The organism is Streptomyces hoynatensis (genome assembly GCF_003626535.1).
GTDB classification, from domain to species: domain Bacteria; phylum Actinomycetota; class Actinomycetes; order Streptomycetales; family Streptomycetaceae; genus Streptomyces; species Streptomyces hoynatensis.
In genome coordinates, this window is sequence record NZ_RBAL01000016.1 from 139,467 (window position 1) to 153,344 (window position 13,878).

The 13,878-nt window shown below is 72.4% G+C and carries 17 protein-coding genes and 3 tRNA genes; 5 read left to right on the forward strand and 15 right to left on the reverse strand.

The genetic code is table 11. The annotated features are described in order from the left end of the window. Positions 1-60 precede the first annotated feature (60 nt). Together D7294_RS23610 and D7294_RS23615 are read left to right on the forward strand one after the other, a co-directional pair. Positions 61-294 carry an Lrp/AsnC family transcriptional regulator gene (locus tag D7294_RS23610; protein WP_120683052.1) on the forward strand — a complete coding sequence of 78 codons (234 nt, stop codon included), beginning with the start codon at positions 61-63 and terminating at the stop codon, positions 292-294. Positions 295-313: 19 nt separating this feature from the next. Continuing rightward, positions 314-865, forward strand: a complete 552-nt coding sequence (locus D7294_RS23615; RefSeq protein WP_120683054.1) for a DUF3515 domain-containing protein — start codon at positions 314-316, stop codon at positions 863-865. A gap of 12 nt (positions 866-877) precedes the next feature. On the opposite strand, the gene D7294_RS23620 is transcribed toward D7294_RS23615, so the two are convergent. From D7294_RS23620 to D7294_RS23630, 3 genes are read right to left on the reverse strand one after another with little or no spacing between them, the layout of a single operon-like run. Further along, a complete protein-coding gene (locus tag D7294_RS23620; protein WP_120683056.1) occupies positions 878-2,020 on the reverse strand; it encodes a D-alanine--D-alanine ligase family protein in 1,143 nt (380 codons plus the stop codon). Positions 2,021-2,054: 34 nt separating this feature from the next. Then, positions 2,055-3,056 (reverse strand): NAD(P)H-dependent glycerol-3-phosphate dehydrogenase, encoded by a 1,002-nt coding sequence (locus tag D7294_RS23625; RefSeq protein WP_120683058.1) that lies wholly within the window; start codon positions 3,054-3,056, stop codon positions 2,055-2,057. Further along, the gene (locus D7294_RS23630; RefSeq protein WP_120683060.1) at positions 3,053-3,811 is read right to left on the reverse strand and encodes a lysophospholipid acyltransferase family protein; all 759 of its coding nucleotides are present in this window, start codon (positions 3,809-3,811) and stop codon (positions 3,053-3,055) included. Before D7294_RS23630 ends, D7294_RS23625 begins: the two co-directional genes overlap by 4 nt. Positions 3,812-4,226: 415 nt before the next feature. On the opposite strand from D7294_RS23630, the gene cofC reads away from it, so the two are divergent. Beyond that, positions 4,227-4,901, forward strand: a complete 675-nt coding sequence (gene cofC, locus D7294_RS23635; RefSeq protein ID WP_241562577.1) for a 2-phospho-L-lactate guanylyltransferase — start codon at positions 4,227-4,229, stop codon at positions 4,899-4,901. On the opposite strand, the gene D7294_RS23640 is transcribed toward cofC, so the two are convergent. The 5 genes from D7294_RS23640 to leuC all read right to left on the reverse strand — a co-directional run bounded on the left by D7294_RS23640 (position 4,882) and on the right by leuC (position 8,380). Beyond that, positions 4,882-5,085, reverse strand: coding sequence for a hypothetical protein (locus D7294_RS23640; protein WP_120683062.1), 204 nt, complete (start codon positions 5,083-5,085; stop codon positions 4,882-4,884). The two genes, cofC and D7294_RS23640, sit on opposite strands and share 20 nt — an antisense overlap. A 163-nt stretch (positions 5,086-5,248) precedes the next feature. After that, on the reverse strand, positions 5,249-5,839 hold the full coding sequence (locus tag D7294_RS23645; protein ID WP_120683064.1) for an HU family DNA-binding protein: 591 nt from the start codon (positions 5,837-5,839) through the stop codon (positions 5,249-5,251). Between the two features lie 136 nt (positions 5,840-5,975). Next, the gene (locus D7294_RS23650; RefSeq protein WP_120683066.1) at positions 5,976-6,230 is read right to left on the reverse strand and encodes an SCO5555 family protein; all 255 of its coding nucleotides are present in this window, start codon (positions 6,228-6,230) and stop codon (positions 5,976-5,978) included. A gap of 126 nt (positions 6,231-6,356) precedes the next feature. Beyond that, positions 6,357-6,950, reverse strand: coding sequence for a 3-isopropylmalate dehydratase small subunit (gene leuD / locus D7294_RS23655; RefSeq protein ID WP_120683068.1), 594 nt, complete (start codon positions 6,948-6,950; stop codon positions 6,357-6,359). Positions 6,951-6,955: 5 nt separating this feature from the next. Beyond that, positions 6,956-8,380: a 3-isopropylmalate dehydratase large subunit gene (gene leuC, locus D7294_RS23660; RefSeq protein ID WP_120683070.1), complete on the reverse strand. Its 1,425-nt coding sequence runs from the start codon at positions 8,378-8,380 to the stop codon at positions 6,956-6,958. A 211-nt stretch (positions 8,381-8,591) separates the two neighbouring features. Between leuC and D7294_RS23665 the strand changes: the two genes are divergently transcribed. Continuing rightward, positions 8,592-9,326, forward strand: coding sequence for an IclR family transcriptional regulator (locus tag D7294_RS23665; protein WP_120683072.1), 735 nt, complete (start codon positions 8,592-8,594; stop codon positions 9,324-9,326). 15 nt (positions 9,327-9,341) lie between these two features. Here the strand turns inward: D7294_RS23665 and D7294_RS23670 are convergent, their stop codons facing one another. Continuing rightward, positions 9,342-9,824: a DUF4188 domain-containing protein gene (locus tag D7294_RS23670; RefSeq protein WP_174248418.1), complete on the reverse strand. Its 483-nt coding sequence runs from the start codon at positions 9,822-9,824 to the stop codon at positions 9,342-9,344. 166 nt (positions 9,825-9,990) lie between these two features. Between D7294_RS23670 and D7294_RS23675 the strand changes: the two genes are divergently transcribed. Then, the gene (locus tag D7294_RS23675; protein ID WP_120683074.1) at positions 9,991-10,644 is read left to right on the forward strand and encodes a MerR family transcriptional regulator; all 654 of its coding nucleotides are present in this window, start codon (positions 9,991-9,993) and stop codon (positions 10,642-10,644) included. A gap of 89 nt (positions 10,645-10,733) precedes the next feature. Here the strand turns inward: D7294_RS23675 and D7294_RS23680 are convergent. From D7294_RS23680 to D7294_RS23705, 6 genes are all read right to left on the reverse strand, one after another. Next, positions 10,734-10,806 (reverse strand) — tRNA-Glu (locus tag D7294_RS23680). 26 nt (positions 10,807-10,832) lie between these two features. Next, positions 10,833-10,905 (reverse strand) — tRNA-Glu (locus D7294_RS23685). Positions 10,906-10,931: 26 nt separating this feature from the next. Beyond that, a tRNA-Gln gene (locus tag D7294_RS23690) sits at positions 10,932-11,003 on the reverse strand. Positions 11,004-11,155: 152 nt separating this feature from the next. After that, positions 11,156-12,664: a glutamate--tRNA ligase gene (gene gltX, locus D7294_RS23695; protein ID WP_120683076.1), complete on the reverse strand. Its 1,509-nt coding sequence runs from the start codon at positions 12,662-12,664 to the stop codon at positions 11,156-11,158. After that, complete coding sequence (locus tag D7294_RS23700) at positions 12,657-13,439, reverse strand: fumarylacetoacetate hydrolase family protein (RefSeq protein ID WP_120683078.1); 783 nt, start codon at positions 13,437-13,439, stop codon at positions 12,657-12,659. Before D7294_RS23700 ends, gltX begins: the two co-directional genes overlap by 8 nt. A gap of 173 nt (positions 13,440-13,612) precedes the next feature. Next, on the reverse strand, positions 13,613-13,878 hold a 266-nt coding region (locus D7294_RS23705; protein ID WP_174248419.1), incomplete at its 5' end, for an ATP/GTP-binding protein.

A 13,878-nucleotide genomic window follows, 5' to 3' on the forward strand; every position in this document is an offset into this window, starting at 1 on the left:
GCACCGGTCATGACGCGCTACGGTAGCGCCCCCGCTCCTCGTAGCCGCTTGGGAGGACCCGTGGTACAGGCGTACATCCTCATCCAGACCGAGGCGGGCAGGGCATCCGCCGTCGCCGACGAGATCTCCCGGCTTCCCGGGGTGATCCGGGCCGAGGATGTCACCGGACCCTACGACGTCATCGTCAGGGCCGAGGCGGGAACGGTGGACGAGCTGGGACGCCTGGTGGTCGCCGAGGTGCAGCGGGTGCCAGGGATCACGCGCACCCTGACCTGCCCCGTCGTCCACCTGTAGCGCCCCGTATGCTCGCCGCGTGACCTTCACCGTACGCCGCTCGCTGACGCTCCTGTCGGCGGGGCTCTTCCTGGCCGCCTGCTCCGCCGCCTCGGGAGCGCCGCGGGTCACGGTCCCCACCCCCGAGGGCGCGGCGGCCGAGGCGTGCCGCGCACTGGCCGGGGCGCTCCCGGATCGGGTGGCGGACCGCGGGCGGGCCGAACTGGACGAGGACAGCCCGTACGTGGCCGCCTGGGGAGACCCGGCGATCGTGCTGCGCTGCGGGGTGCCGCGCCCGGAGCGGCTGACGCCGGGCAGCGAGACGTACGACCCGGCCTCCGACGCCGTGGCGGTGAACGACGTGTCCTGGCTGCTGGAGGAGCAGTCGGACGGCATCAGGTTCACCACCACGGAGCGCCGGGTGTTCGTCGAGGTGACGGTGCCCGACGACTACGCCCCCGAGGTGAACCCGCTGCTCGACCTGGCCGCGGCCGTCGACGCGCACATCCCTCTCGACGAGCTCTACGCGCAGGCGGAGCGGGACGAGCAGCAGCAGGAGCAGCAGGAGGGGCAGGAGCCGCCGGAGGGCTGAGCCGCCCCCGGGTCAGCGCAGGCCGGTGGAGCGGCGCAGGGCCGCCTGGATCAGCCGGTCGATCAGCTCCGCGTAGCCGACGCCCGTCGCCTCCCACATGCGCGGGAACATGGAGATGGGCGTGAAGCCCGGCATGGTGTTGATCTCGTTGACGACGAACTCGCCGTTGTCGAGCAGGAAGAAGTCCGCCCTGACCAGGCCCTCGCAGGAGGCCGCCTCGAAGGCGGCGACGGCGAGCTCGCGCACCCGCGCCGTCTGCTCCTCGGTGAGCTCGGCGGGCACGATGCCCTGGGCGGCGTCGATGTACTTGGCCTCGAAGTCGTAGAAGTCGTGGCTGGCGGCGGGCGGGATCTCGGCGGGCAGGCTGGCCCGCGGCCCGTCCTCGAACTCCAGGACGCCGCACTCGATCTCACGGCCCCGCAGCAGGGACTCGACGATGATCTTCGGGTCGTGCCGCCTGGCCTCCTCGACGGCCGCGTCCAGGTCTTCGAGGCCCGCCACGCGGGAGATGCCCATGGAGGAGCCGGCCCGCGCCGGCTTCACGAACACCGGCCAGCCGTGGTCCTCGGCGAAGTCCACGATCTTCTTCCTGGCCGCCGCCGGGTCGGCCGCCCACTCCCGGGGCCTGACGACGGTGTACGGACCCACGGGCAGGCCGAAGGAGACGAAGACCCGCTTCATGTACTCCTTGTCCATGCCGATCGCCGAGGAGAGCACGCCCGCGCCCACGTAGGGCACGCCGGAGAGCTCCAGCAGGCCCTGGAGGGTGCCGTCCTCGCCGTAGGGGCCGTGCAGCAGGGGGAAGACGACGTCGACCTCGCCGAGGTCCTTGGGCACGGAACCCGGCTCCGCGTACACCACGTCGCGCCGGCCCGCGTCCACGGGCAGGACGACCGCGCCGCCGCCCGGCTCGGCGATGCGCTCCACGTCGGGCAGGTTCCGGGCAGAGATCGCCATCCGCTCCGGGTCGTCCGCGGTGAGCGCCCAACGGCCGTCCGCGGTGATGCCGATGGGCAGCACGTCGTAGCGCGAGCGGTCGATGGCACGCAGCACGGCGCCGGCGGTGAGGACCGAGATGGCGTGTTCTGAGCTCCGGCCGCCGAAGACGAGGGCGACGCGGGGCTTGGGGCTTGGCGGGGAGGTCTCGCTGCTCATAACCCCCTGAGGCTACCCAACGGGGTGCCCCAAGTCAGCGGTGCTCGGCCTTGGCGGTTCGCGACATCAGCTCCTTGACCGCCACCTGGGGGGAGGTGCCGCCGTGGACGATGCCGACCACGGTCTCGGTCAGCGGCATGTCGACGTCGTGACGGCGCGCCAGGTCGAGAACCGAGCGGCAGGACTTGACGCCCTCGGCGGTCTGCCGGGTGACGGCGATGGTCTCCTGAAGGGTCATGCCGCGGCCGAGGTTGGTGCCGAAGGTGTGGTTGCGCGAGAGCGGGGAGGAGCAGGTGGCCACCAGGTCGCCCATGCCGGCCAGGCCCGCGAAGGTCTGCGGGTCGGCGCCCATCGCGGTGCCGAGCCTGGCCGTCTCGGCAAGTCCCCGCGTGATGAGGGACGCCTTGGTGTTGTCGCCCAGACCCATGCCGTCGGCGATGCCCACGGCGAGGGCGATCACGTTCTTGACGGCGCCGCCGAGCTCGCAGCCGACGACGTCGGTGTTGGTGTACGGCCGGAAGTACGGGGTGTGGCAGGCGGCCTGGAGGCGCCTGGCGACGGACTCGTCGCGGCAGGCCACGACCGAGGCGGCGGGCTGGCGTTCGGCGATCTCCCGGGCCAGGTTGGGGCCGGAGAGGACGGCCACCCGCTCGGGCGGGGCGCCGGCGACCTCCTGGATCACCTCGCTCATCCGCTTCGCCGTGCCGAGCTCGATGCCCTTCATCAGCGAGACGAGGACCGTGCCGGCCGGCAGCAGCCGCGACCACTCCCGCAGGTTGCCGCGCAGGGTCTGGGAGGGCACGGACAGGACCGTGAACTCGGCGCCCTCCGCGGCCTCGGCCGCGTCCGTGGTGGCGCGCACGGCCTGGGGCAGGCGCACCCCCGGCAGGTACTCCGGGTTCTCCCGCGTGGTGTTGACGGCCGCGACGACCTCGGCGCGGCGCGCCCAGAGCCTCACCTCGCAGCCGGCGTCGGCGAGGACCATGGCGAAGGCGGTCCCCCAGGAGCCGGTGCCAAAGACGGCTGCGCGTGTCACTCCGCTTTCTCCTCCTCGGGTGTCCTCCGGCCGCGCCGCTCGGCCGGCGTCCTGCGGTAAACGTAGCGCTCCGCGGGCGGGGTCTCGTTCCTGATGTCCGCGAGCAGGGCCGTGATCGCGGCCATGATGCGGTCGGTCACCTCGCGCAGCACCTCGGCGGTGGGTTCCTGATCGTAGAACTCCGAGAGGTCGACCGGCGCACCGGCCACGACGGTGAGCGTCTTGCGGGGGAAGGGGCGGAACCGCCGCTCCTTGGCGTAGGGCGGCATGACCTCGTGCGCCCCCCACTGGGCCACCGGGATCACCGGGGCATGGGTGCGCAGCGCGACGCGGGCGGCGCCCGTCTTGCCCTCCATCGGCCACAGGTGGGGCTCCCGGGTGAGGGTGCCCTCGGGATAGAACGCGACGCACTTGCCCTCGTGGACGGCGGCGACGGCCGCCCGGAAAGCGTCGGCGGCCTCGCTGGTGTCCCGGTAGACGGGGATCTGGCCGGTGCCGCGCATGAACCTGCCCACGACCCCCTTGCGGAACAGGGCCTCCTTGGCCAGGAATCTCGGCACGCGTCCGGTGTTGTACTGGAAGTGCGCGTAGGAGAGCGGGTCCAGATAGGAGTTGTGATTCACCGCCGTGATGAATCCCCCTTCGGCGGGAATATGCTCCATTCCGCGCCAGTTCCGCTTGAAGAGGACGCGCATCGGCGGTTTTACCAGAATTGCGGCCAATCGGTACCAGAAGCCGATTCTGCGGCGAGACACTCGGACACCATCTCCTCTTGCCCTGCTCCGGCGCGGTCCGCTGCGGACAGTCGCACAAGTGTGGCCCTGGGGTGTAGGGCTGTCCAGCGGCACCTCCCGCCGCCACGACGGTCCAAGTTTGCACCTTCCTGCCGGGGATCCCGCTGCCCAGGGCCGGACAAAGCACCCCCAGGAGGCCGGGAACCGGAGCGTGGCGCACCACTGGCGCACGGTGGCGCGGGGTGGCGCAGTCCGGGGCACGGCCCGGGGCGCGGGGCGCCGTTCGAGGGGGAGTTCGACCTCAGTTCGAGGTGGGGTTCCCACCGCGGGCGGGCTACTCACGCCGGCGGAGGCGAAGTGGGCGCCCCCGGCGAGCGGCGGCCGGGGGGACCGCGGGCGAGCGGCGGTGCGGGGAAGGGAAGGAGAGAATGGCGTGGTGCCTGAGACCAACTGCCGGGTGTGGTCGCTGATCGTGCCCCTGAAGCCGCTGCGGCGGGCCAAGAGCAGGCTGGCCCCCGTGGCCGGGGACACGCTGCGCCCGTCCCTGGCACTGGCCTTCGCGGAGGACACGGTGGCGGCCGCGCTCGCCTGCGCGGCCGTCCGGGAGGTGGTGGTGGTCACCGACGACCCGCTGGCCGGCGACCGGCTCGCGCTCCTCGGCGCCCGGGTCCTGCCGGACGCGCCGGGGCGGGGGCTGAACGCGGCGCTGGCGCACGGCGCGGCGGCCGTGCGGGCCGGGCGCCCGGCCGCGGCGGTGGCGGCGCTCAACGCGGATCTGCCGGCGCTGCGGCCCGCGGAACTCGGGCTGGTGCTCGCGGCGGCGGCCGGGCACGCGCGCAGCTTCCTCGCGGACGCGGCGGGCGTGGGCACGACCCTGCTGGCCGCGACCGCACCGGCCGCGCTCGGGCCGGCCTTCGGCGGGCCCTCCCGGGCCAGGCACCGGTTCTCGGGGGCGGCGGAGCTCGCGCTCGACGGCGTGGAGAGCGTCCGGCGCGACGTGGACACGGGCGAGGACCTACGGGCCGCGCTCGCGCTCGGGGTCGGGCCGCGAACGGCGGCCTCGGCGCGGCGCCTCACCGCCTCGGCCGGCTTTACAGCGTCTGCAGGGTGATCAGCGTGATGCGGCGTTCCCCTCCTTCGCCGGCCACCTCGATCCTGACCCGCTGCCCCGGCCGCAGCAGCCGCAGGCCGCCGGCCTCGAAGGCCGCGGCGTCGAAGTCGAGCGGCGTCCCGTCGTCGAGCAGCACGCTGCCCGCCCTGGTGTCCCGGTCGAAGGTGTACGCGGTGGCCTGCATGCACCGAGCCTAACGGCCCCGCGGCGCGGCGGCCCGGGCACCCGAGGGCCGTCCGCGCACCCGACGGGGGGCCGGACACCCGGCGGCCGTCGGCGCACACGACGGCGGGCCGGGCTCCACGGAGGGAGACCGGCCCGTCAAGGTGGGTGGGTGGCGGCGGCCGTCACCCGCGGCGGGCGGTGGCCTTCTTGGCCGTGCGGGACGAGCCCCGCTTGGCCGGGGCCTTCTTGGCGGTCGCCTTCTTCGCCGGGGCCTTCTTGGCGGCGGACTTCTTGGCCGTCGTCTTCTTGGTGGTGGCCTTCTTCGCGGGCGTCTTCTTCGCGGTGGCCTTCTTCGTGGTCGCCTTCGCCGGAGCCGCCTTCTTGGTGGTGGCCTTCTTCGCCGCGGCCTTCTTGGTGGCGGCCTTCTTGGCGGCGGTGCCGCCGGTGAGGCTGCCCTTGGGGGCCTTCTTCACCGCGACGTCGTTGCGCGGCAGCTTCTTGGTGCCGGCGACGAGGTCCTTGAAGCCCTGGCCGGCCCGGAAACGGGGCACCGAGGTCTTCTTGACCCGCACCCGCTCCCCCGTCTGCGGGTTGCGCGCGTACCGGGCCGGGCGGTCGACCTTCTCGAAGGAACCGAATCCGGTCACCGAGACGCGCTCCCCCGCGACCACGGCGCGGATGATGGCGTCGAGCACGATATCGACGGCGTCTGCCGCCTGCTGACGGCCGCCGAGCTTGTCGGCAATCGCTTCTACGAGTTGCGCCTTGTTCACGTCTTCCCCTTCGCAGGCACTGCTGGAACGTATGTGTTCAAGCTTTTTCGCACGTTAGGCAGATATATTCCGCAAATCAAACGCGAAACGGGCGAATCACCCTTGTGTCGCAACGAACTCGACCATCACTCGACCCTCACGAGGCCGCTTCCTCGTCCCGGCCCGGCCCCGCGGGAGGCAGTCGACCCGCGTCAACGTCCTCCATCAGCCGGTCGAGACGGCGTGCCGCCAGCGGCAGGTCCTGCTTGGCGGCCGCGGTGATGATCAGCAGTTTCCGGGTGAGAGCCTGCCGTACGTCCTCAGGCACTTGCAGGGCCCGCACCGTCCGGTGCGCGTCCCTCAGTCGAGCGGCCACGCGGTCGTAGAGTTCGAGTTGACCGTCGCGTTCCATGCGCCGATTGTGCCACCTTGGGGGCGTTATCGCCCCCTAAGCCCCCCAACGCCCGTGTCGCGCGCGGGAAAACACCACACGCCTCCGCCGGTTGTGCACCGGCGGAGGCGTGTTGTCACAGGAACGTCAGGCGACTTGAGTGCGCGGCTTGTAGGCCGGGCGCCCGGCCTCGAAGGCGGCGATGGCCTCCTCGTTCTGCAGCGTGATGCTGATGTCGTCGAGCCCTTCGAGCAGCCGCCAGCGCGCGTTCTCGTCCAGCTCGAAGGGGGCCTCGATGCCCTCGGCGGTGACCTTCCGCTCCACCAGGTCGACGGTGACCTCGGCGCCCGGGTCGGCCTCGGTCAGCTTCCACAGGGCCTCCACGGTCTCCTGCGGGAGCACGACGGTCAGCAGGCCGTTCTTCAGCGAGTTGCCCCGGAAGATGTCGGCGAAGCGCGAGGAGATGACGGCCTTGAAGCCGTAGTTCTGCAGGGCCCACACGGCGTGCTCCCGGGAGGAGCCGGTGCCGAAGTCGCGCCCGGCCACCAGCACCGTGGCGCCGGCCCGCTCCGGCTGGTTGAGCACGAAGTCCGGGTCCTTGCGCCAGGCCTCGAACAGGCCGTCCTCGAAGCCGTCCCTGGTGACCTTCTTCAGCCAGTGGGCCGGGATGATCTGGTCGGTGTCGACGTTGCCGCGGCGCAGCGGGACGGCACGGCCGGTGTGCGTGGTGAAAGCTTCCATGTCGCTCAGACCTCCACGGCGGTGGGAACGTCGGCCAGGTCGGCCGGGGACGAGAGGCGGCCGGTGACCGCGGTGGCGGCGGCCACCTGCGGCGAGACGAGGTGGGTGCGGCCGCCCTTGCCCTGCCTGCCCTCGAAGTTGCGGTTGGAGGTGGAGGCGGAGCGCTCACCAGGGGAGAGTTGGTCCGGGTTCATGCCCAGGCACATCGAGCAGCCGGCGTGCCGCCACTCGGCGCCCGCCTCGACGAACACCCGGTCGAGCCCCTCCTCGACCGCCTGGAGGGCCACCCTGGCCGATCCCGGCACCACCAGCATCCGCACGCCCTCGGCGATCCTGCGGCCCCGCAGCACGGCCGCGGCCGAGCGGAGGTCCTCGATCCTGCCGTTGGTGCAGGAGCCGACGAACACGGTGTCCACCGCGATGTCCCGCAGCCGCTGGCCGGCGCTCAGCCCCATGTACTCCAGGGCCTTCTCGGCGGCCAGCCGCTCGCCCGGGTCGGCGAAGGAGGCCGGGTCGGGGACGGAGGCGGACAGCGGGGCGCCCTGGCCCGGGTTCGTGCCCCAGGTGACGAACGGGGCCAGCTCGGCGGCGTCGATGACGACCTCGTGGTCGAAGACCGCGTCCTCGTCGGTGCGCAGCGTCTTCCAGTAGGCGACCGCCTCGTCCCACTCCGCGCCGCTGGGGGCGTGGTCGCGCCCCTTGAGGTAGGCGAAGGTGGTCTCGTCGGGCGCGATCATGCCGGCCCTGGCCCCCGCCTCGATCGACATGTTGCAGATGGTCATCCTGGCCTCCATCGAGAGCTTCTCGATGGCCTGACCGCGGTATTCGATGACGTAGCCCTGGCCGCCTCCGGTGCCGATCCGCGCGATGATCGCCAGGATCAGGTCCTTGGCGGTGACGCCCTCGGGCAGCTCGCCGAGCACGGTGATCGCCATGGTCTTGAACGGCGCCATCGGCAGCGTCTGGGTGGCGAGCACGTGCTCGACCTGGCTGGTGCCGATGCCGAACGCCAGGGCGCCGAAGGCCCCGTGGGTCGAGGTGTGGCTGTCGCCGCACACGACGGTGGTCCCGGGCTGGGTCAGGCCCAGCTGCGGGCCGACCACGTGCACCACGCCCTGCTCGGCGTCGCCGAGGGGGTGCAGCCTGATGCCGAACTCCGCGCAGTTCTTCCTGAGGGTCTCCAACTGGGTCCTGGAGACCGGGTCGGCGATCGGCTTGTCGATGTCGATCGTCGGCGTGTTGTGGTCCTCGGTGGCGATGGTGAGGTCCGTGCGCCGCACCCGGCGACCGCTCTTGCGCAGCCCGTCGAAGGCCTGCGGGCTGGTCACCTCGTGGAGCAGGTGCAGGTCGATGTAGAGCAGGTCCGGCTCGCCCTCCGCTCGCCGGACGACATGGTCGTCCCACACCTTCTCTGCCAGTGTCCGTCCCATCGCTTTACCTCCGGCATCGCCGCTGATATCGGGTGGATCGCCGCCCGCGCTCTTCGCGCCCCGGCGCCCCGCGCTTCTTTTCGCGCGTGACGCCGCGACACCGCGGACGGTGACCGCGCTCCGCCTGGTGCGCGGACCGCTGCATCCAGCCTCGCGCGTTCCCCCGAGATATGAACTTGCGTTTCACAGTGTGAGACGCGAGTATCGTTGCATGGACAACTCTAGCGGTGACTCAAGCGGCGTCGGGGTCCTCGACAAGGCGGCCCTGGTGCTCGGGGCCCTCGAGTCGGGACCGGCCACGCTGGCGGGCCTGGTGGGGGCGACCGGGCTGGCCAGGCCGACGGCGCACCGGATGGCGGTGGCGCTCGAGTACCACCGGCTGTTGGCCAGGGACATGCAGGGGCGGTTCGTGCTGGGGCCGCGGCTGGCCGAGCTGGCCGCCGCCGCGGGCGAGGACCGGCTGCTCGCCGCCGCGGGCCCCGTGCTCACCCAGCTGCGCGACGTGACCGGGGAGAGCGCGCAGCTCTACCGGCGCCAGGGAGACATGCGCATCTGCGTGGCCGCCGCCGAGCGCCTCTCCGGGCTCCGGGACACCGTGCCGGTGGGCTCCACGCTGCCGATGAAGGCCGGCTCGGCCGCGCAGATCCTGCTCGCCTGGGAGGAGCCGGAGCGGCTGCACCACGGCCTGCAGGGCGCCCGCTTCACCGCCACCGCGCTCTCCGGGGTCAGGCGCCGGGGCTGGGCCCAGTCGATCGGCGAGCGGGAGCCGGGCGTCGCCTCCGTCTCGGCCCCGGTGCGCGGCCCCTCCAACCGCGTGGTCGCCGCCGTCTCGGTCTCCGGCCCCATCGAGCGCCTCACCCGGCACCCGGGCCGGATGCACGCCCAGGCGCTGCTCGACGCCGCCGCGCGGCTCACCGAGGCGCTCAAGCGCGGCAACGGCGGCTGACCCCGGCGGCGGGCCTCAGCCCGCCAGGCGGTCCGCAGCCCGCTCCCCGCGCCTGGCCACGGGTATGACGCCGGTGGCCGCCCCCAGGCCGAAGGCCGGCATGTTGACGTAGACCTGCTCGTGCGCGCCCGCGGGGACCACGTACGTCTCGTGCCAGAAGCCGACGGCCCGGCTCCCGGCGCGCATCCGCCTGTTGAACGCGGCCCAGGCGGGGCGGTGCTCCTTGTCCTGCGCCGAGGCGTAGGCGAACAGCCTGCCGGGCGAGGACCAGTACTGCACCACGTAGATCAGGCGGGGGCTGCCGAAGAGCAGCCGGTATCCCAGCAGCCCGCTGCCCTCGTCCCCGGACAGCTCCCTGAGCATCCGCGGCATCGCCCGGAACACCGGCCACCAGCCGCGCAGCCGCCAGAAGCTGTGAATCCTCATTCCGATCAGGAAGACGGTCACGCCCTCGGGGGCGTCCGCCGTCATCCGCCCTTCGATGATCTTGCCTGCCATGTCCGCCCTCCAGGACGCCGAGGGGCGCGAGCGCACCCGGAACTCTGGTGAGGAACGGCGACCGGCACTCGCCGGGCGCCTTGAACGACACCTTGGATAGCGTCACTATCCATGATTGGATAGTGGCACTTCCCAAGAGCGGCGTCAAGTGGAGGCGAGGACGGGCATGCGACTGGCGGAGCTCAGCGAGCGCAGCGGGGTCTCGACGGCGACGATCAAGTACTACCTGCGCGAGGGGCTGCTGCCCCCGGGCGAGCGGGTCAGCGCCACCCAGGCCGAGTACGACGAGGAGCACCTGCGCCGGCTGCGCCTGGTGCGGGCCCTGGTGCAGGTCGGCCGGGTGCCGGTGGCCACCGCGCGCGAGGTGCTCGCCGCCGTGGCCGACGAGTCGGCCGACCAGCTGTCCCGGCTCGGCACGGCGGTGGCCGCGCTCCCGCCCGGCCCCCACGGCCCGGGCGAGGACGAGGCGGCCCTCCTCGCCGAGCGCAGGGCCGGGGAGTTGCAGGAGCGGCTCGGCTGGCGGATCGTCCGGAGCAACCCCGCGCACGTCACGCTCGTTTCCGCCCTGTCCGCCCTGATCCGCCTCGGCTACCCCTGCGAGATGGAGCACCTGCTGCCCTACGGGGAGGTGGCCGCCCGGCTCGCCGGCCACGACATCGCCCTGATCGAGGAGTTCGACGCGCCCACCACGCAGCTGGAGGCGGCCGTGGCGCTCACGGTGCTCTACGAGCCGGTGCTGCTGAGCCTGCGGCGGCTGGCGCAGGCCGAGGAGGCCACCCGCCGCTTTCGCCCCGGCACCGGTGGCGGGACGGGAGATTGAGCACCCGGCCGGCCGGGCCCGGGGCAGGAACCCGGGGCAGGAAAAAGCGCCCCTCGCCGTGGGCGAGGGGCGCCAGGATGCGGATCGAGTACCCCCGACCGGATTCGAACCGGCGCTACTGCCTTGAGAGGGCAGCGTGCTAGGCCGCTACACAACGGGGGCCCGCAAGAGATCCCTGAGGATCTCCGTACCCCCGACCGGATTCGAACCGGCGCTACTGCCTTGAGAGGGCAGCGTGCTAGGCCGCTACACAACGGGGGCTCGATCTTGTGGTGAAAAAGATCGCGCTGGGCTACCAGGACTCGAACCTAGACTAACTGAACCAGAATCAGTCGTGCTGCCAATTACACCATAGCCCACCAAAACGCAACCCTTGCCAGGGTGTCGCCCGGGTGACCGCCCGGCTCCGGCCTCGTGGCCCGCCCCGGCGGCAGGAAGAACATTACCCGATGGTGGACTGCCCACCAAAACGAGATCCGGGCCCGGGGCACGCGCCCGGGCCCGGCGGCCCTCATCCGGCGGCCCGCTCCCGCTCCAGCCGCCCCAGGGCGGCGTCCACGCGGCTCAGGGTGCGCTCGCGGCCCAGCGTCTCCATCGACTCGAAGAGCGGCAGGCCGACCGTGCGCCCCGTCAACGCGACGCGCACCGGCGCCTGCGCCTTGCCGAGCTTGAGGCCGTGTGCCTCGCCCGCGGACTGCACGGCCTCCTTCAGGGCCTCGGCGGCCCAGTCCGCGACCTGGGCCAGCCGCTCGCGCGCGGTGCGCAGCACCTCTTCCGCGCCCGGCTTCATGGCCTTCTGCCAGGACTTCTCGTCCTCGACCGGCTGGTCGAGGAAGAGGAAGTCCACGTTGTCGGTGATGTCGGAGAGCACCGTCACCCGGGTCTGGGCCAGGGGGGCGAGGGCGGCGAACGCGGCCGGGTCGTAGTTCTCCGGCTTCCAGGGGGCGTAGGGGGCGCGCAGCCAGGGCTCGCAGGCGGCGATGAACTCCTCGGTGGTGAGGTGCTCGCGGATGTGCGTGGCGTTGATCGCCTCGCACTTCTTCAGGTCGAAGCGGGCCGGGTTCGCGTTCACGGCGGCGAGGTCGAAGGCCGCCACCATCTCCTCCAGGGTGAACACGTCCCGGTCCTCGGCCAGCGACCAGCCGAGCAGGGCCAGGTAGTTGAGCAGCCCCGAGGGGAGGAAGCCGCGGCCACGGTAGAGGTTGAGCGAGGACTCGGGGTCGCGCTTGGAGAGCTTCTTGGTCCCCTCCCCCAGCACGTAGGGCAGGTGCCCGAAGTCCGGGATGCGCCCCGTGCCCACGCCGATCTCGGCGAGCGCCCGGTACAGCGCGATCTGCCGGGGGGTGGAGGAGAGCAGGTCCTCGCCGCGCAGCACGTGGGTGATCTCCATCAGCGCGTCGTCGACGGGGTTGACCAGGGTGTACAGGGGGGCGCCGTTGGCCCGGACGATGCCGTAGTCGGGGACGTTCTCCGGGGTGAAGGTGAGCCGGCCGCGGACCAGGTCGGTGAAGGAGATCGGCTCGTCCGGCATGCGGAACCTGACGATCGGCGCCCGGCCCTCGGCCCGGTAGGCGGCCACCTGCTCGGGCGTGAGGTCGCGGCACTTGCCGTCGTAGCCGGAGGGGCGCCCGGCCCTGCGGGCCGCCTCGCGGCGCTCGGCGAGCTCCTCGGGCGTGCAGTAGCAGTGGTAGGCGTGGCCGGCGCGCAGCAGGCGCTCGGCGACGTCGGCGTAGATCTCGCGGCGCTCGGACTGCCGGTAGGGCGCGAAGGGCCCTCCCACCTCGGGGCCCTCGTCCCAGTCGAGCCCGAGCCAGCGCATCGCGTCCAGCAGCGCGGCGTAGGACTCCTCGGAGTCCCTGGCCGCGTCCGTGTCCTCGATGCGGAAGACCATGCTGCCGCCGTGGTGGCGGGCGAACGCCCAGTTGAAGAGCGCCGTCCGGACCAGCCCGACGTGCGGGTTCCCGGTCGGGGACGGGCAGAAACGGACGCGGACGGCGGGGGAGCCGGTGGGGCTAGTCACGCTTGACGACCTTGTTGGTGAGAGTGCCGATGCCTTCGATGGTGACGGCGACCTCGTCGCCGACGTGGAGCGGGCCGACGCCCGCCGGGGTGCCGGTGAGGATGACGTCCTGCGGCAGCAGCGTCATCGACTCCGTGATGTGGACGATCAGCTCCTCGACGGAGCGGATCATCTCGCTGGTGCGGCCGAGTTGCCGCTGCTCACCGTTGACCGTGCACATCAGCGCCAGGTCGGCCGGGTCGAGGTCGGTCTCGATCCAGGGGCCGAGCGGGCAGGAGTTGTCGAAGCCCTTCGCCCTGGCCCACTGGCTCTCGCGGCGCTGCACGTCGCGGGCGGTCAGGTCGTTGGCGCAGGTGTAGCCGAGGATCACCTCGCGGGCCCGCTCCCTGGGCACGTCACGGCACAGGCGGCCGATGACGACGGCGAGCTCCGCCTCGTGGTGCACGTCGGAGGAGATCGAGGGGTAGGCGATCTCGTCGCCGTGGCCGATCACGGAGGTGGAGGGCTTGAAGAAGGTGACGGGCACCTCGGGCACCTCGTTGCCGAGCTCCCTGGCGTGTTCCGCGTAGTTGCGGCCGATGGCGACGATCTTGCTCGGCAGCACCGGCGGCAGCAGCCTGACCTGGCTCAGCGGCACCCGGCGCCCCGAGCGCTCGAAGTCGGCGAACGGGTGGCCCTTGATGATGTCGAGCTGGAGCCCGCCGTCCCTGGCGGGCTCCTCGTCCACCACCCCGAAGCCCACGGTGCCGTCGATGGAGAATCTGGCGATGCGCACGGCTGCCTACGCCCTTCACTGGCCTGCTTGGTCCACGGTTTCTGCGGCGACCAGCCTAGACGAACCCCCGCGGCCGGCCGGGCCCGGCCGGGCCGCTCCTCCGGGGGCGCGACGGGGGGGTGCGGCGGGGGCGCCGGGAACCGGGGAGGGGGCCCGCACAGGCACCGGCCGGCTCAGCGCAGGCGGGCCATCAGCGCGTGCTCGACCAGGGTGATCAGCGTGCTCTTGGCCTCGGCGCGGTGCCGCGCGTCGGTGATGATGATGGGGGCGTCGGGGCCGATCTGGAGGGCTTCCCTGACTTCCTCGGGCGAGTAGGGCTGGTGGCCGTCGAAGCCGTTGAGGGCGATCACGAACGGCAGCCCGCTGTTCTCGAAGTAGTCCACCGCGGGGAAACAGTCCGCAAGCCGCCGGGTGTCCACCAGCACCACCGCGCCGATCG

What these genes read in the sequence shown, in the direction of transcription:
- D7294_RS23675 (WP_120683074.1), top strand. Translation starts at nt 9,991, where the DNA reads ATGCGACTGGCGGAGCTCAGCGAGCGCAGCGGGGTCTCGACGGCGACG.
- D7294_RS23640 (WP_120683062.1), bottom strand. Translation starts at nt 5,085, where the DNA reads ATGCAGGCCACCGCGTACACCTTCGACCGGGACACCAGGGCGGGCAGC.
- D7294_RS23620 (WP_120683056.1), bottom strand. Translation starts at nt 2,020, where the DNA reads ATGAGCAGCGAGACCTCCCCGCCAAGCCCCAAGCCCCGCGTCGCCCTC.
- leuC (WP_120683070.1), bottom strand. Translation starts at nt 8,380, where the DNA reads ATGGGACGGACACTGGCAGAGAAGGTGTGGGACGACCATGTCGTCCGG.
- D7294_RS23665 (WP_120683072.1), top strand. Translation starts at nt 8,592, where the DNA reads ATGGACAACTCTAGCGGTGACTCAAGCGGCGTCGGGGTCCTCGACAAG.
- D7294_RS23670 (WP_174248418.1), bottom strand. Translation starts at nt 9,824, where the DNA reads ATGGCAGGCAAGATCATCGAAGGGCGGATGACGGCGGACGCCCCCGAG.
- leuD (WP_120683068.1), bottom strand. Translation starts at nt 6,950, where the DNA reads ATGGAAGCTTTCACCACGCACACCGGCCGTGCCGTCCCGCTGCGCCGC.
- D7294_RS23650 (WP_120683066.1), bottom strand. Translation starts at nt 6,230, where the DNA reads ATGGAACGCGACGGTCAACTCGAACTCTACGACCGCGTGGCCGCTCGA.